Source organism: Paraburkholderia sp. IW21, from assembly GCF_041321145.1.
Classification (GTDB): domain Bacteria; phylum Pseudomonadota; class Gammaproteobacteria; order Burkholderiales; family Burkholderiaceae; genus Paraburkholderia.
In genome coordinates this window covers 13,006-34,879 of sequence record NZ_JBGGWA010000023.1, presented here as the reverse complement: position 1 = coordinate 34,879, position 21,874 = coordinate 13,006, and the positions used below count along the sequence as shown (strand labels likewise).

Genomic DNA, 21,874 nt, shown 5'->3' with positions numbered 1-21,874 from the left:
GATGCGCAGCTTCGTCACACCGTGCATACCCATGGCATTCAATGCGTCGATCGTGAGGGGGGCGACATCGGGATATAGGTCACCGAGGCGCTGATCCAGGATACTTGCTCAGCTCAAGGTTGTCCCACCTCGAACGTTGGGTTTCACGAGGGGCTGAGGGCTCTCTCAGGTTGGTGGGGACTGCTGTCGTCCGCGCGACGCACGCCGGGCGGCGCCTGGCATCTGAACGAGATGTTCGTGACGCTGCGGGGCGAACCTTTCTGTTGTGGCATGCGGTTGACGAGCATGGCGCCGAACTTGACGTGCTGGTGCAAAAGCGGCTCAAGGCCCCGGCAACGCGCTTTGCGGCGGGTGCTGCGCTCTGGCACGGTGTCGCGCAGGCACGTTACCGACCGATTGCACAGTAATCCGGCGGCGAAGGCTGATATTCCCGAACTCGCTCAGGTAAAGCACGTTTTCGTCAAAGCGGCTGCTCGTGTGAACAACCGCGCTGAGAACGGTCACGCACCGACTCGCAGGCGCGAATACGAGATATGCCGCTTTCGCGATGCGCGTCGCACGGGGGCCTTTCCCTCATGCTCCGGCCTGATTCGGCAGCACTTCGTGTTGCCGAACCTCGGACGAGCGCGGCATGTCATCGCGCCATGCGGAAAGAACGCTTCGCCATATGGCATGGTTGGACTATCTCGTCCGCAGTGGAGAAAGTTAGATGATATGGATAACTACGCTTCAGCCGCCCCGGTGGTTTGCGCCCGTCAACTTGAGAGGGCCCGCATTGGAAGCAGGATGGCGCGCCCTTTTTTGTGGCTGACGGTGTGCTCGAACGCCAGGAGTGCATAAAGAAAGGCTCCGAGACGCCGACGGACAGGGTCAGCGTGCCCCTCGTGAGGAACTGGTGCAGCATATCGAGAGCGCCTTCGTCCGGTTGAAACACGATCCAGCGATAGTGCGCCCTTTGGGTCGGCCAGCGATTGCATACGCCGCCAGTCCTGGCGTGAACGCCACGCTCCCGGCAGAAGACCGCAACAGTCGATGTTACCCAGGAGGGGATGAACGGTCGTGACATATCCTACGGCTCCTTGCCGGAGGCGATCCAGAAGGGTCGCCTCATCTTCCCAAGCGCCAAAAATTCAGGCCGGCATCGAAATGATCGGGCAGTTCTTCCAGCCGGCAGCGGGTTCTGTCCCATACTGCCGTCGCGCCGAGATTCCGGCAGAGTTCAATATTTGCGGTGCTACAGATGGCGGTGACTGAAGCTCCCCCGATCCCAAGGATCTGCAGCGCCAACTGGCCAAGGCCCCCCGATGCACCGTGCACAATGACGCTCCGACCTTTTGCGTTGCATTCATTGATGCCAGCGCCGCGTAGCGCCAGCCAGAGCGTGGTAAAAGTATAGGGAAGAGCCGCCGGTGCCCTGGATGCAAGGCCGCTGACCGCCGGCCGCACGAAGCGGGCGTCCACCGTCGGGGGCGTGGCATGCGTGCCTCCTTTCTTGCCGGTCGGCACCAACCCCATGCCCCTGTCGCCCAGTCGGCCAGTCGCCCAGTCGCCCAGTCGCCACGGGCTGACACCGGCGCGCACGGAAACGATCTCTCCAGTAAAATCGTTTCCGAGGACCAGCGGAAACTTTCCTGCTCCCTTGAGACTCAGGAGACGCCGGCCGTACCCCTTGGCGCGCTTGACGTCGATGGGATTGACCGATGTCGCCTGGACCGGGACCAGCACCTCGCCTCTTCCCGGTCGGGGCATCGCGGTCCTTCGTGTTTCCAGATGGATCGGGTCCGCCGGTCCCAGGCAAAGCAGCTTCGTTGCGGTGCTCATGAACGCGCGACCTCCGCGTCGTTGGTCGACCGGGCGAGGCTGACCTCGCCCAGATAAACGCTTTCGGCCAGTTCGCATTCGCGCGAAGCGTTGCCGAGGTCATGACGGATCTCGATCCGGTAGATCCCGCTTCCCTTGACCAGGCCGCCGAACCGGAAATCGCCGAAGCCGTCCGTGACGGTTTCGGCCAGCTTCTGGTTGCCGACGTACAGGGCCACCGCCGCATCCGTGACGCACTCGATCACGTCTCCCATCCGGGCGCTAACGCTTCCGCCGATGAAGCAGGTTTCCCAGCGCTCGAGGCCGCTGTACCAGACGCGAGGCTTCGTGCCCAGGTTGGGCCGCAGACCCTTGAGCCCCTCGCGCCGGGCCTTCTCGGCCATCGCTGCGTCATCGAGCTTGACTGTCTCGAACACATCGGTCGGGCATGACTGCTGGCAACGCGGCTGGGGCCAACCCTGGTCGAGCAGATGGGCGTCGAAGATCCAGATCTGCGGCAGTTGCAGCTCTTCATTCCAGACGATCGCCTTGTACGGGCACGACTTCACGATGTCCTTCCGGCCCCGCGCCTTGTCCGGGTCGATGATGACGATGCCGTCTGCGCGCTTGCGAATGGCGTTGCCCCCCACCTTCATGCACGGCGCTTCGTCGCAGTGATTGCACATGACCGGCAGATATGTTGTCTCGACCATATGCGAGTCGCCCTGGACACGGCGCAGGATGCGAACGGGGCTGTCGGCGTTGGCGTAGGCGGGCGCGGCATAGCCGGGAAAATCGTTGCCGACGTGCTCGTCGCGTGCGGCAATGACGCAGTTCTGGCAGTTCTCGCAACGCCCGACCTTGATAACCAGGTTCCACTTGCTCATTCCATGTTCCTCACGCTGCGCGACCGAGCTTGAACGCCTCGGCACTTCGCCACTTTTCGACCTGCACCAGGCAGGAGTTCGGGCTCATGCTGCTCGTGCCGGCAGTTTGAGGCCGGTCCGGGGTCAGCATATTCATGCAGCCGCCGATTTCGACGCGCTCGCCGTCGATTTCAATCAGCTGAAATTCCGCGCTCGCCTCGTACGACTTGACCACTCCCGCGTTGACCAGCGGCGAGACGTCGGCCGCGCAGATCACCGCGCCCCGGTCGTTGTAAACCTTCACGAGGTCGCGATGGGCAATGCCTCGCACGGCTGCGTCTTCCCGACCAAGCCTCAGCAGCCAGAAGCGGTGCCCGCCGATTAGCGCGCGATGGTCCTCGATGCTGTTAACCGAGGAATTCTTGCCGTCGCTATGGGTATGGAAGCTGTAACGACTGTGAGTGGCGATCAACTGCAGCGGATAGCGCTGAGCCAGGTCCGAGCGCAGCCCCTCCCAGGAGGGGATGTACCGGTTGAGCGCCGGGCGCTCGGGATTGTCCGCTGTGTGCCGCTTCAGCAACTCTGGTACGAACTCCAGTTTGCCGCTCGGCGTCTGCAGACCCGTGCCGAATTTTTCGGCGAACTGGGACGGCAGCGGGTGGGGCTCCTGGAGGTCCTTGCGCCGGCCCTCCGCAAACCAGCGCATGTCTACCGGATGGCGCAATTCGGGCTTCTCGGGCGGCACGACGAAATAGCCCTTGCGGCAGAACTCGCGCCACGAAATATGATCGGGCAGATCCGACGAGTCGAAGACCCGCTTGACCCAGTCAAGCTCACTGCAGCCCTCGGTGAACACAGCGCCCAGGCCTAACCGGGTCAGGATCGCGGTGAAAATGTCGTAGTCGGAACGGGACTCGCCCAAAGGCTCGATGCACTTGTGCTGCAGCGTCATGATGCGATGATTGACCGTGCTGTAGCCATGATGGGCGTAGCCGCCGGAATTCGACCATTCCCCGATGTCCCAGCGCTCCAGCGAAGTGCAGGCAGGCAGGCAGGATAATGTCGGCAAACTGAGCCTCACCCTCCATCCAGATGGACTGGTTGACCACAAACTCGATGCTCGAGTGCCGGTAGGCGTCGGCCCAGCGTCCGGAATTCGTCACCGTGCTGAAGGCGGATCCGCCGTAACGGTAGATCATGTGGATCGGCGAATACCCGGGCATGGGATAGGTGAACGGCGCGAACTGGGCTTCCTGCGACATGCCGTCCCAGAGGTAGCCCGTGGCATGGCCGTTGATGATGGCATCGGGAAGTTGCTGCCGCGGCACCATCTGCTTGACGGGATTCATGGTCAGGATGTGCGGCATGCGCTGGTAATTGTTGACCGCATTGGCGGTCCACGCCAGGTCGCCGGAAATGCCGCCGTCCGCGTAGCCGGGGAAACAGAAATGGAGGTCGTGAGGGACACCGACTTCAAGGCAGCCGAAGTTCACGCCCGGCTTACCCCAGCCCTGCATCGCCATCATCATGATCATGCAGCGCGCCCATTGCGCTCCCGTCGCGCCTCGGCCCGCACCACCGAATCCCGCACCGGTCATCCCGACAGCCAGGTGGACCTTCCTGTTCCCCCAGCGGCGCGCAAGCGCGCGGACGTCCTTGGCGGGCACGCCGGTCTCGCTTTCCTGCCACTCGGGTGTCTTGGCAACGCCGTCGGTTTCGCCGAGAAGGTAGGCTTTCCACTCGTCAAAGCCGGTCGTGCGGGCAGCGACGTAATCCTTGTCGTACAGGTTTTCCACGGCCCACACGTACATGATGGCGGTGGCGAGCGCAGCGTCGGTTTGCGGTCGGACCGGAATCCATCGCCCGCCGAGCAATTGCGCGGTGGGGTTGCAGTGCGGGTCGATATGAACGAACTCAACGCCGAGTTCCTTGGCCCACATGCGTCGCGGCGTCCCCTCGAATCCCGCATAGGCGCCATTGGTGCTTTCGGGATCGCAGGACCAGAAGACAATCATGTCCACTTCCTTGAGGCAATCCTCGACACCGCCATAGCCGGATGGAACGCCGATGCGCATCGAGTTACCGAAATGATGCATGGCGCCCCAGTACCAGCCTTCCCAGCTGTCCGGATTCGCGGCGACCCGGGTGAAGCCGATCAGGTTGGAAAAACGCGTCAGCGCGCTGAGGTAGTAGCCCACATTGCCCCACTGGTGGTGGGACGACAGCGGGAACGTAATCGAACCTGGTCCATGAACGCGCTTCTGCCGGTTGATCTCCTTCGCGACGATGTCCAGCGCCTCGTCCCAAGTGATACGCACATAGCCGGACTTGCCGCGGTTCTGCGGATTGCGCTCGCCGTCAGGATCGAAGTCGACCCGCTTCATGGGATGAAGGATGCGCTTGTCCGAATAGACGAGCGACTTGAGCGTCAACGCGTGGGGCGCGACCAATCCACGCCGTGGCGGACTGAAGCGGCGCCCGCGCGCCTCGATCACATAGCTTGGAGCATCCGTGCTGTCCAGATCGATGGGCGTCACCCGGACGACGCGACCATCCTTGACGTAGACGAACAGCGGGCCGCCATTTGTGCAAGTGGTGTAGCGGCGCGTGCCATCGCGCATCCGCGTGCCCATCGGCAAACCGATGGTCTGCATCATGCTCAGAGTTTGCATGACCCAAACCAGCAGTTCGTCTTCGCCTTCGGTCACCACCTTGAAGTTCTTCGCGGCGTGGATGATTTCACCCTGGTCCGGCTTGGGGGAAAAGAACTTCAGCGCGGTGGCGACATCCTTGAAGGCCATGCGCACGTCGGAGCGCCGATGATTGCCGGCACGCGACCGAATGTGACCATTCTTGAACTCGACGACCCGATTGATGCTTCCGTCCATGAGCCCGATCGAGACGACGAGATCGCGCTCCTTCAGGCGTTCACGATAGGCGGGAAACCGGCGTGCCGTCAGCTCAAGGAGCTTGGGCAACGCAAAAAGAATGGTCTTGAGGACCTGTCGTTTCATTATTCGATCCAAAGAGAAGCTTCGTTTGCTGCGCAAGCGCTGGAATGACGGCATGACTGACCACTTTTCATAACGTGCGAGCGGCGTGGGCGAGTGCGGTCATGCCGCGCTGTGGGTCAGAGACCCGGCACTGCCGGGCCCCATTGCAGCAACATGTCGCAATCGACCGTGAAGTCGCGGACCGCAGCCAGGTCCGGGTGGCGAAAGATAACGTCCATGTCTTCGATGAGCGTTCAAACCTCTCGATTCGCGCATTAGCGACCTGTACGCGCTAGAACGTATAGGCGACGTTCAGGAAGACGTTAATGGGATTGATTCGCAGCGTCGATCTGGAAACGATGTGCGTTCCAGTTGCGGTCGTCCCGTCCAGGGCAAGGTGAGTCTTTAGCGGAACGTAACCGACAGCGGTTCCGACAGACCAGTGTTTTGTAATCGCATAATTTGCCCCGATCTCGAAGACCGGATTCCAGGATGAACTGAGTGACGCGTGCGCCGAGCCGCCCGGACCCAAGCTATCGGTTACGAACTGGCTATTGGTTGTCCGAACCTGCGTGAACCACGTATAGTTCACACCTAATCCGACGAAAGGACGGAATTTTGACTGGGCTGCAAACAGGTGGTATCGAAGGACGATGGCGGGCGGCATCGGCCTTGTCGTGCCGAGGGTTCCATACTTCTTGAGCGTGCCATCACCAACCAAGTTCACTGTGAGTGGCAGTCCAATGAGCGTGGCGACACCGATGTTGTCGGTGACGTAATACTCGGTGGTAATTCCCACCGTATCCGTTGAACTGGCATGCGCTCCGGTGCCGGAAAGTTGCTGATTCACCGCAATGCCGCCGACGCTTTCTACTGTAAGCGGCGTTGCACTGCCCTGTGGCGCGACGTGAAGCCATCCTGTCGACAGCGTTATGCTTCCTGCCGACTGCGCATTGGCATTGTTGATAAGCGCAGCCGAGCAGATGCAAGCCGCCACACAGACTGAACTGATCGCGCGTTTGTAATTCCTCATGTCTCTTCTCCTGTCGCTCTGTTTCGAAATTTTTATGAATCGTTGGTGTTGCCGTTGGATCTGCTCAATTGATTGTTGTCCGCCTTTCGTATGGCTACACCGCCGCCTACTCCGGTCGCCCGCACTCTAGTAAGCGTGCATGGCCAGGCGTTCCGTCTCGGGCGGGAACACGCACCACGTACCGTCGCGGTGCCGGAAGAAAAAGAACCCAAGCGGACCTGTCGGCAACAGTAGCTCGATACGCACGCACGGTCTCTGATTCGAGCGTGTGCGGCTGAATCGGGTAACCCGAACCGGCGTCGAGGAAGTCGGTCCGAGCCATTTCTCAACCTGCGAACGCAAAGACCTTTCTGACGCAATACTCATCATCTTTCCCTTCCAAACGAATAGGTGTACTAAATCCAATACGCTGGCAGGCATTTCAATGCGGCATCGCGGCGGGTACTTCCGATTAACCTCTAATCCGGTCGCACGACCGAACACGTCCCTTTGATGTCGTGGCTCGTGTCACGTTGGCCTGCCCTGCGCATCTGTTGCTGCCGGGTCCGTCCCGGTCGGTTGCTCCGCCCGTGCTGGCCTCGCGGCGGCCGAGATCGAAAATGCGAACGGAAACCGCCCCAGCACGGAAGTCGTCAATGCTTCCAAAGCGGGGTCGGCAAGTTTCACGTAGAGTGAAATCCCGCGCGAGGTGTCATCAATGAGGATAACGGTTGCATCCTCGACGCCAGCCTCTACAAGGGCCGACTTTAGGGCGTCTTCCGTTTCGCTCCGTTTCAGCGCCGGCTTGAAGATCTTGCCGACGCCCGTCAGCGGCATCGCGTCCACGATCCGTATCCCCTTTGGCAACGCGGCGCGTTCGTTGATCTCGTGACGCAGAAACTCGACCAGTTCCGCTTCGGTGGCGGTTGTGCCTGGCTTTAGCTGGACATAGGCGACCGGCAACTCGCCCGCATGCATATCGGGGCGTCCTACAGCTGCGGCGATCTGGACTGCGGGATGGCGATGCAGTGCTTCCTCGATTGCCGCAGGGTCAATGTTGTGTCCGCCCCGGATAATCAGTTCCTTCTGCCGGCCGGTGAGCCAGAAGTAACCGTCGGGGTCGCAGCGTCCGAGATCGCCGGTATTGAGCCAGAGTCCGCCCTCACCACCTTCCATCCAGATGCCACTGTTCTGATCCGCTCGGGTATAGCCAACGAACACGTTTGGGCCGGAGATAACCAGTTGACCGACCTCATCCGCAACGCAATCCCGCACATACCGGCCGGTTTCATCGACCACCACTGCTTTCATCGCCTGACCGGGCAGACGAAGACCAATCGAACCGACCCTGCGCTCGCCAAGCGGAGGGTTCACGCTGCTAACGCAGGTACCTTCCGTGAGGCCGTAGCCCTCAAGGATTCTTATCCCTGTACGATCCTGGAAAGTGCGAAGTAACTCCACCGGCATCGGGGCGGCGCCGCACAGGCCATACTCGAGCGAGCTGATATCGTGCTCGCCAACAGGAATGTCCAGCAGCGATCCGTAGAGTGTCGGAACAGCGCTGAAGAAGTTGATGCGGTAATGCTCGACAATTTCCCAGAAGCGCTTTACAAGACCCTCGCTCCGATACCCTTGCGGTGTGCCGAGCACGACGTGGGCACCACGCGAGAACGCCAGCAGACCTGTCACCATCACGGCGTTGACGTGGAAAAGCGGCAGTCCGCAAAAAATCGTTTTCCCCGGACCAATGCTTTCGCCGAAGAACTGACCCGCGTTCCACGCATTGGCCACCTCGTTGCCGTGCCGCCGAACCGCAATCTTCGGCAGTCCGGTGGTGCCGCCCGTGCAGAAGAAGGACGATACATCATCGACACCGATTTCAACCACGCTGTCGAGCACATCGCCGTCTTCGCTGGCTATCGCGGTGCTGAAATCGTGAATGCCCATATGTGAAGGAACGGCACTATGAATGCCGCCAGGTCCATGCAATCTTGAAGACTCATCACGCTGCAGCGTCCGGGCCACGGAACGCTTTTCGCGCGGCATCCGGTCGGCCAGATTGACGAGCACAAGATGCTTGAGGGAAGGCACTTTATGCAGCACCGCTTGCACTTTTTGCCAAAGGTCAGTGCCTGGAAATGGCGCCAGTGTGACGAGCACGCTGGCACCCGAAGCATTGAGCAGTTCCCCGATAGCTTCCCCCTCCAGCAGCGGATTGATCGCGCAGACGATCCCCGCCGCCTCACCGCCCCAGATCACAAAGTGCGTCTCCGGGAGGTTGGGCAGTACATAGGCGACAACTGAGTCGCGCTGTACTCCCAGCCGCGAAAACAGGTTCGCGGTCCGCGTGATCTCGCGCACCAGTTGACCATAGGTCCAGCACTCGCCGTTCCGGTGCTCGTCGGCCGTTGCAAAGAACGAAAGTGCGGGTGCCGATGGATTGATGGCGGCGCCCCGACAGATCATCTCGTAAGTACTCGACGGAAGATCCGCTGGCTGCCCCTGCGTTTCAATGGCAAGGACATCGTGTACGTTTGCGACGCCTTTCATGCCGCCTGTTCCATAACGACGTTATGCTGTACGCCCAGATCGATCGAGCGGTCATGGCTGGCGATATGCGCCTCCACGACGTCACCCACGCGCAGATACTGAGGCCTTTCCTCCTGCATCTTCAGGAAGAGACGCCATTTTTCTGCATCAGGCAGCTGCGCCGCGGCGCGCATCTTTTCAGGTGACGGAATGCTCAGCGCACAGCCGGAGGGCGTGCCGGTTGCGAGCAGGTCCCCGGTGCGTAGATCGTGTATGGTAGAAAGCTCCGTCAAGGTCTCCGCCGGTCCGTAGACGAGGCCCGCTGTGGAGTCATTCTGGCGAACCGTTCCGTTTACCGTCAGCGTCAGCACAAGCTCCTTCAGCTTTGCAATGTCCTGTTTCTCCAGGAGACAAAGATAAGGACCGATGGGGCCAAACGTGCGATAACTCTTGCCCTTGTAGAACTGCATTTGCGGAATCTGAATATCGCGCGCGGAATAGTCGTTGACGATCACGGCACCGGCGATGTACTCGTGCAGATTCTCCTCGGTGACAGTTTCGCGGGACGTAATGTCGCGTTTGAGGACGAGACCGAGTTCGATCTCGTAGTCGAGGAACTGCACCCCGTTTGGCTTAAACACCGGCGAGTCGGCCGGCACGATGCAGCTCGTCGCCTTCGTGAAGATCATGTTGAATTTCTTCACATCCGGGTCCATGCCGGACTCGATCATATGCTGGCGATAGTTTGCGCCCTGGCAGATGAACTGCTGATTGCGGGTCACGGGCGACAACCATTGCACTTCCGACTCGGGAATCGTCGGACCGCTTAGCAGGAACAATCGCTCGACCGGGTTGGCCTCGATAAACTCCGCGGTCGACTTGAACTCGCCGGGAATCGGCGTGATTGCGCCATTAGCGACCACGCCCCACTGGGCGCGGTCTTGATGCAAATAATGCAGAACGTGAAGTGCCATTTATCGATCTCCGGATTCTATGGAAGAGGTTGGTTCAAGCGAAAAGCTTTGCCAGCGTCCGCAGCTTGCTCAGCGTCAGGTCGGGGCTGCGGCGCAGGTTCCTGAAGAGCGCCACGATGCTCGCGGGCGTGAATTTGGGTTTTGTGAAACTGCGCGGCATCGTCGGCCCCCATTGCGCCATTGCTTCGCGGCTCACCGCGTGCAGACCCGACGGCGCATCGGCCGTAAAGAGATCGCCGTCGCAATAGTGCTCGTGCTTGTTGCCCCACGGGTCCTGCCAGTAGTCGAAGATCTGGCTGCCCAGGATATGGCGTCCGATTCCCCACGCATGTGTCCAGCCCTTCTCGCGCAGGACGCGCTGGCCCATGCCGACCGCGTCGGCGTCGACGACTTCGTAGGCGCTATGGCTGTAGGTGGGCAGGAAGCCTTGTGCAAGCGCGAGCGTATGGTGATCGGCCGGCTTGTCACCAAGATCGAGCCGCATGAACGCGACGACGGGTGAGCCATCGGGAAGCACCTGCACATCGCTCGGGATGAAGCCGAAATGCTGCGTATACCATGCGCAGGTTTCCTGATAGTCGGCGAGTTCGAGCACGACATGTCCGAGCCGGATAACTTCAGGCGCGCGCTCGGGCGGTCGCTGCGTCCCGTTAATCCGGACGGCCGCATCCACGGAGTTGAACGGCAATGGCGGCCGATGGGACAGCGTTGAAGCTGGCGCCTGGCCCCATATTGCATCGACGCGAAAGCCGGAAGGGTCGGTCAACCGTACGATATAGCCGCCGCCGGGCAAGGACGACCGCTCGGCCTCGGAGGCGCCAGGCAGATTTGCAAGCGCATCAAGATCGGCCCTGCTGTCGACCTGCAGTCCAAAACCGACGAACCGCGATTTCGGCGCCTTCCGGACGACATAGCAGAAATGCGAAGCACCGGTTCCCCGCAGAAGCAATAGTGCTTCACCGCGCGATACGGTCTGTAGCCCGAAATCATTGAGAAACTGCTCGGCTTTCACAAGATCCGGCCGATCGAATATCAGGTAGGTCAATGCCGATGCTTTCGTCGTGGGATGGGGATGACGGGCCGGCTGTACGGTGGTCAGTTTCATGGCAGGACGGAAATCAAACGGTTTGAACGGCGTATTCGGCTTCGATAGCCGGCGCGCGCCGATGAGATTCGACGTGACGAGCTTCGGATCGCCATTCAGGCTGCCGAGCGAATTCACGCTGCCGGGCAGGCCCAGCCCGGCCGACCTCATGCGCCGACGGCAGAACCGGGTTGTGCGGGCCGGACCGGCCGGTGGTGTTGATTGCTCCTGTCTCCACTGTCACTCCATCTGTCTATTTGTTTATCGGGCGTCAGCATGCGCCTATGTGACATTAAAGTCATCGCTGATAGTTTTGTCAATAGAGACATTCCAATCTATACTTGGGTATGAGCAAAGACTGGAACTCGTCATGGCGAACTCTTTAAACCGGCCCGCGCCTAAGCGCGCCAGCCGTGCGGCCCCCGTTTCCGCGGCCCCCGTTCCCGAGGAGCGCGAGCCGCGCGGAGCGCGCCGCAAGCGCGAGACGCGCGCCCGCCTGCTCGACGCAGCGCTCAGGCTCATGGCAGAAAAGGGCATGGAGGGCGTGGCAATCAACGAAATCACCGAGGCCGCTGACGTTGGCTTCGGTTCGTTCTATAACCACTTCGAGTCGAAAGAAGCCATCTACGCGACACTCGTCGACAACGTGTTCGAGGAGTTCGGCGGCATGCTCGATCGCCTCACCGGCGGCCTGTCCGACCCGGCGGAAGTGATCTCCGTCTCCGTGCGTCACACCCTGATGCGGGCGCGGCGCGATCCCGTCTGGGGACGCTTCCTGATACGCGAAGGTTTTTCGGCGCACATCCTGAGCCGTGGGTTGGGCCAGCGGCTATTGCGGGACATCGGAAATGGCATCGCAGCCAAGCGCTTTGTGGTCGCTGACCCCTTCATCGGCTTTCTATCGGTGGGCGGCACAGTGCTTGCGGCAATTGCAGCCGAGCTGAATTTCGTCGCCCCTGGCGCGCCGGCGGCAGCGCTGCTCGACGAACTCGGCTTCAGCGGGGAACACTTTGCCGAGCGCACGGCAGCAACGCTTTTGCAAACACTCGGGCTCAAGCGCGCGGAGGCCGAGAAGACTTCGACGCGAGCATTGCCGCACATCGAGGCAGCAGTCGAGGCGGAATAAGGCGGACGCGAAAAGAACCGTCAGGGGCTTCGGGTCGCCCCGATCCCCGTTTCAGCGTAGGCCATCAACGGGCAGGATGCTGGACGGGTCACCGTTTGCCGGCTCCCGTGCAATGCAGACGTCCTGGCAAGCTCGCGGAGGCCCCGGGCAATCTGCGTGGCCATTCGTTGCAAGGCCTGCCGGTGACCATCTGCGATTGCATCATAGCCAGCCGAGACCGGCTGGCTGGCTATGCTGCGGCAGATCATCGTTTCCTGACCATTTGACGGCTGTATGCTCCATACGGCTTCAATCAGCACGTGCGACCCAGGCCACGTCTCAAAGCGCTGCACGTCCGCCGAAATACGGTACAGCGGAACGTTGTCCGTGCGCGCCATGTCGTGCACGTCGAGCGCGCCCGACTGCCGTGTCACCGTTGCCAGCACTGCGGTGCGGATTTCATCCGGCAGCGGCGACGCCCAGCGATCGTCCTCCAGCACCTTGACCTGGGTGGCGTTCACCTGAACGACGAGCTGGCTCCTCGCCAGCGCGGAAGGCACGGTAACGGGCCGCATATCGATCAGAACGGCGGAGCTTCCCATGCGATCCGCCGTGGCCGAACCGCCGCCGGAGCCAAGCGTGTAGAACCGGCTCGGCGGGGAACCACATGCCACCAGAGCGGCGAGACAGATCCCTGCGGCCACACGAGCGAAAGCGCGCGACGAAAAAGACTGAAGGAAAATCACGGCCGGTCTCCTTTCTTGCCGAACAGAAGCGCCTGGGGATGGCGTTCCAGATAATCCGCGAGCGCATTGAGAGACTGCAGCGTACGGGTCAGTTCCTGCATCGCATCCTGCACATCCGATTGCAGCGGTGCCGCCTGGTGAAGCGTCGCCTCAGCGGTGCCGAAGGTCCGCTGCGCTGCCGCCAGCATGTCCCGAGCCTGTGGAACGACCTCCGTATCCAGATGCCCGAACAGCTTGTTGGCATTTTCCAGCGCGCCATTCAGGTTGGCGCCGATCTTGTCGAACGGCACCTGATTCAGCTTCCTGGCAATGTCCGCGATCTGCACCTGCAGTTCATCGAGCGTGTTCGGCACGGTGGGCAGTTCGATCGGATTCTGATGCACGTCCACGGTCGCACGCGGGGCTTTGGGGAACATGTCGAGCGCCACATAGAGTTGCCCGGTCAAAAGGTTGCCGGTTCGCAACTGGCCACGCAACCCTTCCATCACGAGGTGCTGAAGCAGCTCATGGCCGCCCGGCGTGTTGGGGGCCGGTAGCGCCTCGCTGCTGCGCCGGTTGAGCCGGTCGGGATAAAGTGCCATCGAGACCTTCATGCTGAAACTCTTGTCCATTTCGCTGTATTCAATACCTATTTCCGTCACCTGGCCCAACGCGATTCCGCGCAGGTCCACCGGTGCGCCAACGGACAATCCGCGCAGCGACTGGTTGAATCGCATCACCACGTTGAGGGGTTGTCCGTCCGGCTCGCGCATCGCGTCCGACTCGTCCGCCGCGAGTCGAAACACCGCCTTGTCAGCCGCCTGTTGTCCGGCGTCCTGACCCGGCGGTGACTGAAACGCGAGACCTCCCACAACCACCGTCGCCAGCGATTGCGTGTTGATCTTAAGCCCGCTCGAGTCGAGCCGAAGATCGACGCCGCTCGCATGCCACCACCGGGTGTTCGTCCCGACATACTGGTCGAACGGTGCATTGACAAAGACGTTCACGATCACACCCGAGCCGTGCGGGTCGAGCGAAAAGCCGACCACCTGGCCCACCTGCACACGACGGTAAAAGACGGGCGCACCGATATCGACCGACCCCAACGAATCCCCTCGCAACGTGTACTGGTGCCCCGGTTGGCCGCTGGTGACGATGGGAGGATTCTCGAGTCCGGCAAACTCCGTCCGTCTTTCTGACGATTGCCCGATGTCGACGCCGATGTACGCACCGGAAAGCAAAGTACCGAGGCCCGAAATGCCGTTGGCCCCCACGCGCGGGCGAACTACCCAGAAACGCGTGCCCTGTGTCGCGAATTTTTCGGCCTCCCTGGTAAGTTGAATTTTCACCATCACGTGCTGGAGATTTTTCGTCAGCGTAATGGCCTGCACGGAGCCGATTTCGACATCCTTGTACTTGACCTTCGTTTTGCCTGCCTCCATTCCGTCTGCGTTATTGAACGAAACCGTGACCGTCGGCCCTTTTTCTGAGATGGATCGGGCCACTAGCGCAATGCCGATCAACGCCGAGATCAGGGGAACTAACCAGATCAAGGAGGGAAGCCAGCGTTTTCGCGGTTTGATATCGGGCAGGGGTAGATCAGGAAGATGCATCGCTAGAGGATAGTGTTTGCTGATTTCAGTTTATGGATGCGACAGAGCTATGAACCCGTGCGGACCCGGCTTCGTCAGGCTGGCGCTGTGCGCGACGGACGTTGTCCCAAGTGAGCCGCGGGTCAAACTGATGCGATGCCAACATGGTGAGGATCACGACCGCCCCGAAAGCGAGTGCGCCCGGACCCGCGGTAATGAAGGCAAAAGAGCCGAAGTGCACCAGGGCAACCGTCAGTGCGACAACAAAGACATCGAGCATCGACCACCGGCCAACGCGCTCGACGATACGAAACAGCCTCGCGCGTTCGAACGGCCGCCAGTCCGAACCCCGGCGAGCGGTCAAGGTCAGCAGCGCGAGAACCGTGAGTTTGAGCATCGGCACCATGACGCTGGCCACGAAGATAACGACCGCGAGAGGCCAGTCTCCCGAACTCCAGAAGTAGCCGACACCGCCGAGGATCGTGTCGTCCTCCGAGCGGCCGAGCGACGATGCATGCATGATCGGCAAAAGATTCGCCGGAATATAGACGAGCGCTGCGGCAATAAGTAGACTCAGCGAACGCGTCACACTGTCCGGACGGCGCTCGTGCAGCAGCGAGTCACATCGCGAACAGTGCTGGTGCGGCTGATGCGCGATCGCCGTCTGAACCAGGCCGCAGGTATGGCACGCGAGAAGTCCTGCATTTCTTGCCGTGACATAACCCGTGGCTCCTGTTTCCCGCGAGCCGGAGGTGTCACTCGGCCCAATGCGGCTGTCACTCACGCTCGACCGGGAAATGTCTGCGGGCCGACGAATCTTCATTTCGTCGCAAACCTCCCACAACACGGTTGGGTCGAACGCGGCAACGATGGCCAACATCACGGTCAATGCGCCGAATGCAAACAGGCCCGGCCCAGGAATCACCTGAGCGATGCTCACCATCTTCACGATCGTGATGAACACCCCGAGCATGAATACTTCGATCATTCCCCACGGTCGAACGAATTGAATGAGGCGAACGACCCGATTGAAGCCAGATGGCCGCTTGCCCATCAAAACGGGAACCAGCACGTAAAGAACGGCGAGCAACTCAGTCAGCGGAAACAGCATCGACGAACAGAACACCATGCATGCGACAACACGCATGTGTTCGCCCCACAACGATTGCACTGCACCGAACAGCGTGGTCTGCGAGCTAATCCCGTTTGTCTCCAGTCTCAATACCGGGAACGCCTGCGCGATGACAAAAGTAATCAACGCCGCGACGGTCAAAGCGCGGATCGCCTCCAGCGACAGACCACTGCGAGGCAGTCCTTTGAAACCCGCACCGCACCGCTGACACCGTGCAACCAGCCCCGCCAGGCGCGGCGGCTTGCGGAAAAGCAGATCGCACTCGTGGCAGGCAATCAGGTTCTGATGTTCCATGCTGGGACACGTCACTCTTTTGACGTCACGTGCTGCTCAGCGGCCGGCAATTCGCCCATCGCCTGGAACAGTGCGGCGGTATCGCTCATACGCTGGCTCCCGGCGCGTATCGCGCCAAGCTGTGCATTGAGAAATCGCTGCTCGCTGGCGTGCTGTGCCGCTGTCGGCAGAGAACCCAGGCGGGCGCGCGACGCCGTTTCGTCGAATGCCGCATGCGCTGCCTTTGCCGCTGCTTCCGTTGATACGAGTGTCTGTGCGTCGTTATCCAGTGCGGCCAGCGAATTCGCGACATCCTGGAATGCCGACAGAACTGCCGATTTATAGTGCAGAACCGCCGCATCGTAGGTATCGATCGAGGCTCTGCGTTGTGCGAACAACGCCCCACCATGGAAGAGCGGCTGCGACAGGCCCGCACCGATTGCCCAGAGCCCGCCCGCGCCTGAGAGCATCGCGGGCCAGCTAAAGCCGCCGCGGCCCATCGAGGCCGTCAGCGACAGGCTCGGAAAGAGCTGCGCGGTCGCAGCACCAACGTCGGCTGCGGCGGCCTTCACGGCGGCGTCGGCTGCCTGAATGTCCGGACGCGAACGCAGGAGATCCGACGGCACGGCGACGGGCACATGGTCGGGCAAGGACAGGCTATCGACGTCGGGAACGGTCGGTGCGTTATCCGGCGTCCGGCCCATCAGTACCGCGAGCGCGTGGACCGCTGAGGAGCGCTGCTGGCGCAAGGCCGGAAGACTCGCCGCGATCGAATCTGCATCCTGCGTTGAATTGAGGGCCTGCACATGCGAAATGGACCCGAGCGTGTACCGTTGCTGATCCTCGTTTGCGGTTTCGCTGGCCACGGCGACGAGCCGTTCGGTGAGCGCGATCTGACGATCGAGCGCCGCCACATTGATCGCCGTGCCGACGATATTGGCGGCGAGCGTGCGCCGGGCCGCTTCCAGTTCATACGCCTGCACGTTTACGCGAGCGGCGCTTGCGGAGTTCGCGTATCGCGTCTGGCCGAAGAAGTCGAATGTGTAATGCGCCTGAAGCTGCCCGGCGAAAAAGTTGTACTGCACCTGCTCAGGGCCGAGCCCCGGCGCAACGGGGGAACGCGCGCGTTCGACCTGGGCGACACCGTCGACTGACGGCAGCGTGGATGACCCGATCTGCCCGCGCAGTTCTTCTTGCGCGGCGGAGAGCGTCCGCCGCGTGGCCGCAAGCGTCGGGCTGTTGCGCAGCCCTTCCTGGACGAGCGCATCGAGCGCGTCGGACCGGTAAAGCCGCCACCACTGCGGCACCGATGTCGCGCCGATATCGAACTGCTGCGCAATACCGCCTGCGGCAACAGTCTTCGACGGCTGCGCCTGCGCCCCGTAGTGCTCGGGCGAAGGCATCGCCGGCGGCTCGCCGCTGGGGCCGAACGAGCAGGCCGTCAGCGCGAGCGCCGTAGCCACTGCGAGAACGGAGGTCTTACAGGCAAGCTTCATGATCAGATCTCCGTAGGCTCGACGACAACCGGTTGCATCCCGCGCTCATCGCGCCGGATCCTGAAGCACGTCGCATAGAGCGCCGGCAGGAAGAAAATGGTCAGTCCCGTGGCGATCGTGATACCCCCCATCAGCGCGGTCGCCATGGGCCCGAAGAACGCTGAACGCAGGAGCGGAATCAAGGCGAGCACGGCGGCTGCGGCCGTCAGCATGATCGGCCTGAAGCGCCTTACGGTTGCACCGATAATCGCGTCGAAACGCCCGTGCCCCGCCGCGATGTCCTGGTCGATCTGGTCGACCAGAATCACGGAGTTGCGCATGATGATGCCGAACATGGCAATCACGCCGAGCAATGCGACGAAACCGAAGGGCTTGCCGAACAGGAGCAGCGCGGCCACGACGCCGATCAGCCCGAGCGGCGCCGTCAGCACGACGATAAACGTCCGCACGAAGCTCTTCAGCTGGATCATGAGCAGCGTCAGCACGGCGATGATCATGAGCGGCATCTCGGCGTTGATCGAGGTCTGGCCTTTCACGCTTTCTTCTACCGCGCCACCTACGTCGATGCGATAACCCACCGGCAGTCTGGCTTTTTCCCCAGCAAGCGCATGCTCGATATCGCGGGTCACGTCGATGCCCTGCGCGTCGCCCCGAATGTCAGCCTGCACGGTGATCGTCGGCTGCCGGTCGCGCTGCCAGATCACGCCGTATTCGAGCGTGTCCCGAACGTGTCCGAGGGAACCGAGCGGAACCGGGCCGTTCGGCGTCGGAATCGCGAGGCTCGTGAGCTGCGCAGGATCGACACGCTCGCTCTTTGGCGCGCGCAGATCGACGTTGATCAGCTTGTCCCGCTCGCGGTACTGCGTGACCGTATAGCCGGAAAGCGTCATGGCCAGGAAGTTCGATACGTCCTCCGACGACACGCCAAGCTGGCGCGCCCTGTTCTGATCGATCTCGAACGAGATCGACCGCTCCGCCGGCTCGTCCCAGTCGAACTGGACATTGCGTGTGCGGGAGTCGGCACGGACCTTCCCGGCGACCGTTTCGGCAATCGAGCGCACGGTTGCAATATCGTCGCCGCTCACCCGGAACTTTATGGGGAAGCCCACGGGCGGACCGTTCTCGAGCCGCGCCACACGCGTGCGCACGCCGGAGAACTCTCTCCCGAGTTTGGCATCGAGCCAGCGCATCAACTCGTCGCGGTTTTCGACGCTTTTGGCCGTGATCACGAACTGCGCAAAGTTAGGCTGCTGAAGCTGCTGGTCGAGCGGCAGGTAAAAGCGCGGTGCGCCGGTGCCCACAAAGTCGACGAAGTGGTCGATCCCAGGATTGCCGTCGAGCGCCTTTTCCAGGCGCTTCGCTTCACGCAGCGTCGCCTCAAACGAAGCGCCTTCAGGCAGCCGCAGGTCCACGAGGAGCTCCGGCCGTTCCGAGTTCGGGAAGAACTGTTGCGGCACGCGTGTGAAGGCCGCCATCGCGATCGCAAAGAGCACGGCAGTGACGCCGAGCACGGCCCAGCGACGCTCGATACACCACGAGACCCACCCCGACAGACGCCGGTAGAAGCCCGTGCTGTAAAGATCGTGCTCGTGATGGTGCCCGCCACGCTCGTGGCTCTTGTGCTCGGGCAGCATGTGGAATCCCAGCAAGGGGACCAGCACGACGGCCGCGAACCACGATACGATCAGTGCAATGGCCGACACTTCGAAGATCGAACGCGTATATTCGCCCGTGCTCGACTTCGCGAGTGCGATCGGCAGGAAGCCCGATACGGTCACAAGCGTGCCGGTCAGCATAGGGAATGCCGTGCTCGTGTAGGCAAAGGCCGCCGCGCGCGTGCGACTCCACCCCTGCTCGAGCTTCACGGCCATCGTTTCGACGGCGATAATCGCGTCGTCGACAAGCAGCCCCAGCGCGAGCACGAGTGTTCCAAGGGAGACCTGGTCCAGCCCGATATTGAACACATGCATGCACAGCGCCGTCACGGCGAGCACGATCGGAATCGAGATCACGACGACCATGCCGGTGCGCAGGCCGAGCGAAACGAGGCTCACGACCAGCACGATTGCTACCGCTTCGGCGACCGACTTTACGAACTCGTCCACGGAGTGCTTGACCGCGTGAGGCATGCTCGAGACGGGAGCCAGCTTGAGTCCCGCCGGCATGGCCGCCTGCAGTTCGGCGGTTTTCGCGTCGAGCGCCTTGCCGAGGCTGATCACGTCGCCGCCCTTTTGCATCGTCACGCCGATACCGAGCACTGCCTGCCCCCCGACGCGCATCTGGGTGACCGGCGGATCGTCATAGCCGCGCGTGATCTTCGCGATATCACCGAGCCGGAACGCGCGTTTGTTCACAGTGATGAGCGTGTCGGCGAGCGCCTGCACGTCCTTGAACGCGCCGCTCGGCCGCACGAACACCCGGTCGTCCATCGTAGTAATGGTGCCAACGGGCGCAACGGTATTTTGTGCGTCGATTGCCTGGGCGAGCTGCTGCGGCGTGATGGAGAGCCCCGTCAGCTCTGCATTCGATATCTCGACGAAAATGTGCTGGTCCGGGTCGCCAAAGTAGTCGACTTTGGCGACGCCGGGCACGCGCAGCAGGATCGTGCGTAACTGGTCCGCGTAGTCGTGCAGTTGCGCAGGCGTAAAGCCGTCGCCTTCAAGCGCATAGATGTTTGTGTAGACGTCACCGAACTCGTCGTTGAAAAACGGTCCAACCGCCCCCTTGGGCAGCGTCGCTGCGATGTCGCCCACTTTCTTGCGCACCTGGTACCAGGTCTCTGGGACCTCCTTGACCGGAGCGGAGTCCTTCATTGCGAAGAAGATCATCGACTCGCCGGGCCGCGAGTAGCTCTTGATGTTGTCGACGTAGGGCGCCGCCTGCAACTGACGGCCGATCCGGTCCGTGATCTGTTCCTGCACCTCACGGGCGGTCGCGCCCGGCCAGTAAGTTTTGACCACCATGGTCCGGAACGTGAACGGCGGGTCTTCCGACTGGGCAAGCTGCGTATAACCGATCACGCCGAACAGGGTTGCAAGCCCGATCAGAAAGATCACGAGTTGCTGATGGCGCAACGCCCACGCGGAGAGATTGAAGCCACCTTCGCTATGTGCCTCGGCGCCGGACGGGGTGACGGGCGCGCTGTCACGCGCGGTTTCACGGTCGCGTGCGTTCATGACGAAAAATCCTCGGGATGCAACGGGGCCACCACCTGCACATGTTGGTCTGCGCTCACTGCGTGCACGCCCTGCATCACGACACGGTCGCCGTCGTGCAGGCCGCCCATGACGGAGACCGTGCGCTCTTCGTAGCGCGCGATGCTGACCGGACGCAGCTCAAGGGTGTCGCTGCCCGCGCGCACCACCCACACAGCGGGGTCCTCGCCTTTGTGAAAGAGCGCCGTCACAGGCAACACGAACGGACGTGCCGCTGGCGCGTCGCCGACAGCATCGAACACGACATTAGCCGTCATGCCGAGGCGGACTTCGGGGCTCGGCGCAGCCAGCGTGAGCTTCACGCGCCAGGTGCGGCTTTGCGGGTCCGCGGCGGGCGACACCTCGCGCGCGCGCGCCTCGAAGGTCTTACCAGGCAGCGCAGACAGGCTCACGCGCGCATTACTGCCGATGGTCAATGCGCCAAGCGTCCGCTCGGGCGCGTCGCAGACAACATCTACGTCTCCCGTCCAGTCGAGGTGATAGACGGCTTGATCTGCCTGAATGTTCTGGCCGGTGTCGGTGTCCTCCGACGTGATGACGCCGTCGTGGTCTGCCGTGAGCGTGGCGTAGCGCAGGTGATCCGTGGCGAGCGCCATCTGGGCGAGTGCCGAATCGCGCTGCGCGAGGGCGGAAGCGTAGGCGTCCTGGGTCTGCTCCATCTGCGCCGTTGCGATCAGGTTTGCCTGCGCCTGAGCGCGGTCGCGATCGAGCTGCTGTTTGGCATACACGAGACGATGTTCGGCGGCGTCGAGCTGCGCTCGCGCGTTGACCAGGTTGTTGCGCAGGTCGGTAGGATCGAGCAGCGCAACGGTCTGTCCCGCCTTGACGGTATCGCCGATGCGCACCCGCCGTTCGGTGACCTTGCCTCCAACCCTGAACGAAAGAGGTGTCGAATACCGCGCCTGTATCTGAGCCGGCAACGAGGCGCTCGCCGTACGCCCGTCGGGATGAGCCGTGACAGCAACGACGGGCTTGAGCTCGGGAACGACGGCTTCGCGCTGGTGGCAGGCCGCTAGCAGCATTGCGCCGCATGCAGCAATCAGAAGACGTCCCCGGAGGGATGGCCGGCCGACGGACG

13 protein-coding genes and 2 pseudogenes are annotated in these 21,874 nt (G+C 61.8%); 2 read left to right on the top strand and 13 right to left on the bottom strand.

What is annotated here, in order from left to right:
• Positions 1-189 precede the first annotated feature (189 nt).
• A pseudogene (locus ACAX43_RS32340) lies at positions 190-738 on the top strand (DDE-type integrase/transposase/recombinase); the annotation flags it as partial.
• Between the two features lie 369 nt (positions 739-1,107).
• Here the strand turns inward: ACAX43_RS32340 and ACAX43_RS32335 are convergent.
• From ACAX43_RS32335 to ACAX43_RS32305, 7 genes and pseudogenes are all read right to left on the bottom strand, one after another.
• Positions 1,108-1,821 (bottom strand): alcohol dehydrogenase catalytic domain-containing protein, encoded by a 714-nt coding sequence (locus ACAX43_RS32335; protein WP_370712387.1) that lies wholly within the window; start codon positions 1,819-1,821, stop codon positions 1,108-1,110.
• The gene (locus ACAX43_RS32330) at positions 1,818-2,687 is read right to left on the bottom strand and encodes a 4Fe-4S dicluster domain-containing protein (RefSeq protein WP_370712386.1); all 870 of its coding nucleotides are present in this window, start codon (positions 2,685-2,687) and stop codon (positions 1,818-1,820) included. The genes ACAX43_RS32335 and ACAX43_RS32330 overlap by 4 nt, the downstream gene beginning before the upstream one ends.
• Positions 2,688-2,697: 10 nt before the next feature.
• Positions 2,698-5,680 (bottom strand): annotated as a pseudogene (locus ACAX43_RS32325) (molybdopterin-dependent oxidoreductase).
• Positions 5,681-5,951: 271 nt separating this feature from the next.
• Positions 5,952-6,692 carry an OmpW family protein gene (locus tag ACAX43_RS32320; protein WP_370712385.1) on the bottom strand — a complete coding sequence of 247 codons (741 nt, stop codon included), beginning with the start codon at positions 6,690-6,692 and terminating at the stop codon, positions 5,952-5,954.
• Between the two features lie 507 nt (positions 6,693-7,199).
• Entirely contained in the window at positions 7,200-9,221 is a 2,022-nt protein-coding gene (locus tag ACAX43_RS32315) for an acyl-CoA synthetase (protein ID WP_370712384.1), read from the bottom strand.
• On the bottom strand, positions 9,218-10,174 hold the full coding sequence (locus ACAX43_RS32310; RefSeq protein WP_370712383.1) for a fumarylacetoacetate hydrolase family protein: 957 nt from the start codon (positions 10,172-10,174) through the stop codon (positions 9,218-9,220). Before ACAX43_RS32310 ends, ACAX43_RS32315 begins: the two co-directional genes overlap by 4 nt.
• Before the next feature lie 34 nt (positions 10,175-10,208).
• On the bottom strand, positions 10,209-11,279 hold the full coding sequence (locus tag ACAX43_RS32305) for a VOC family protein (protein WP_370712382.1): 1,071 nt from the start codon (positions 11,277-11,279) through the stop codon (positions 10,209-10,211).
• Positions 11,280-11,628: 349 nt separating this feature from the next.
• On the opposite strand from ACAX43_RS32305, the gene ACAX43_RS32300 reads away from it, so the two are divergent.
• Positions 11,629-12,384: a TetR/AcrR family transcriptional regulator gene (locus tag ACAX43_RS32300; RefSeq protein ID WP_370712405.1), complete on the top strand. Its 756-nt coding sequence runs from the start codon at positions 11,629-11,631 to the stop codon at positions 12,382-12,384.
• Between the two features lie 20 nt (positions 12,385-12,404).
• Here the strand turns inward: ACAX43_RS32300 and ACAX43_RS32295 are convergent, their stop codons facing one another.
• From ACAX43_RS32295 to ACAX43_RS32270, 6 genes are read right to left on the bottom strand one after another with little or no spacing between them, the layout of a single operon-like run.
• Positions 12,405-13,109 carry a membrane integrity-associated transporter subunit PqiC gene (locus ACAX43_RS32295; protein ID WP_370712381.1) on the bottom strand — a complete coding sequence of 235 codons (705 nt, stop codon included), beginning with the start codon at positions 13,107-13,109 and terminating at the stop codon, positions 12,405-12,407.
• The gene (locus ACAX43_RS32290; protein WP_370712380.1) at positions 13,106-14,701 is read right to left on the bottom strand and encodes an intermembrane transport protein PqiB; all 1,596 of its coding nucleotides are present in this window, start codon (positions 14,699-14,701) and stop codon (positions 13,106-13,108) included. Before ACAX43_RS32290 ends, ACAX43_RS32295 begins: the two co-directional genes overlap by 4 nt.
• Before the next feature lie 25 nt (positions 14,702-14,726).
• The gene (locus ACAX43_RS32285) at positions 14,727-16,106 is read right to left on the bottom strand and encodes a paraquat-inducible protein A (RefSeq protein WP_370712379.1); all 1,380 of its coding nucleotides are present in this window, start codon (positions 16,104-16,106) and stop codon (positions 14,727-14,729) included.
• Between the two features lie 11 nt (positions 16,107-16,117).
• Positions 16,118-17,581, bottom strand: a complete 1,464-nt coding sequence (locus tag ACAX43_RS32280) for an efflux transporter outer membrane subunit (protein ID WP_370712378.1) — start codon at positions 17,579-17,581, stop codon at positions 16,118-16,120.
• A gap of 2 nt (positions 17,582-17,583) precedes the next feature.
• Positions 17,584-20,757, bottom strand: coding sequence for an efflux RND transporter permease subunit (locus ACAX43_RS32275; protein WP_370712377.1), 3,174 nt, complete (start codon positions 20,755-20,757; stop codon positions 17,584-17,586).
• Positions 20,754-21,818, bottom strand: coding sequence for an efflux RND transporter periplasmic adaptor subunit (locus tag ACAX43_RS32270; protein WP_370712376.1), 1,065 nt, complete (start codon positions 21,816-21,818; stop codon positions 20,754-20,756). The genes ACAX43_RS32275 and ACAX43_RS32270 overlap by 4 nt, the downstream gene beginning before the upstream one ends.
• Positions 21,819-21,874 lie beyond the last annotated feature (56 nt).

Bases quoted from the DNA above. Each gene is read 5' to 3' on its own strand.
- ACAX43_RS32335 (WP_370712387.1), bottom strand. From the start codon at position 1,821: ATGAGCACCGCAACGAAGCTGCTTTGCCTGGGACCGGCGGACCCGATC.
- ACAX43_RS32330 (WP_370712386.1), bottom strand. From the start codon at position 2,687: ATGAGCAAGTGGAACCTGGTTATCAAGGTCGGGCGTTGCGAGAACTGC.
- ACAX43_RS32320 (WP_370712385.1), bottom strand. From the start codon at position 6,692: ATGAGGAATTACAAACGCGCGATCAGTTCAGTCTGTGTGGCGGCTTGC.
- ACAX43_RS32315 (WP_370712384.1), bottom strand. From the start codon at position 9,221: ATGAAAGGCGTCGCAAACGTACACGATGTCCTTGCCATTGAAACGCAG.
- ACAX43_RS32310 (WP_370712383.1), bottom strand. From the start codon at position 10,174: ATGGCACTTCACGTTCTGCATTATTTGCATCAAGACCGCGCCCAGTGG.
- ACAX43_RS32305 (WP_370712382.1), bottom strand. From the start codon at position 11,279: ATGAAACTGACCACCGTACAGCCGGCCCGTCATCCCCATCCCACGACG.
- ACAX43_RS32300 (WP_370712405.1), top strand. From the start codon at position 11,629: ATGGCGAACTCTTTAAACCGGCCCGCGCCTAAGCGCGCCAGCCGTGCG.
- ACAX43_RS32290 (WP_370712380.1), bottom strand. From the start codon at position 14,701: ATGCATCTTCCTGATCTACCCCTGCCCGATATCAAACCGCGAAAACGC.
- ACAX43_RS32285 (WP_370712379.1), bottom strand. From the start codon at position 16,106: ATGGAACATCAGAACCTGATTGCCTGCCACGAGTGCGATCTGCTTTTC.
- ACAX43_RS32280 (WP_370712378.1), bottom strand. From the start codon at position 17,581: ATGAAGCTTGCCTGTAAGACCTCCGTTCTCGCAGTGGCTACGGCGCTC.
- ACAX43_RS32275 (WP_370712377.1), bottom strand. From the start codon at position 20,757: ATGAACGCACGCGACCGTGAAACCGCGCGTGACAGCGCGCCCGTCACC.
- ACAX43_RS32270 (WP_370712376.1), bottom strand. From the start codon at position 21,818: ATGCTGCTAGCGGCCTGCCACCAGCGCGAAGCCGTCGTTCCCGAGCTC.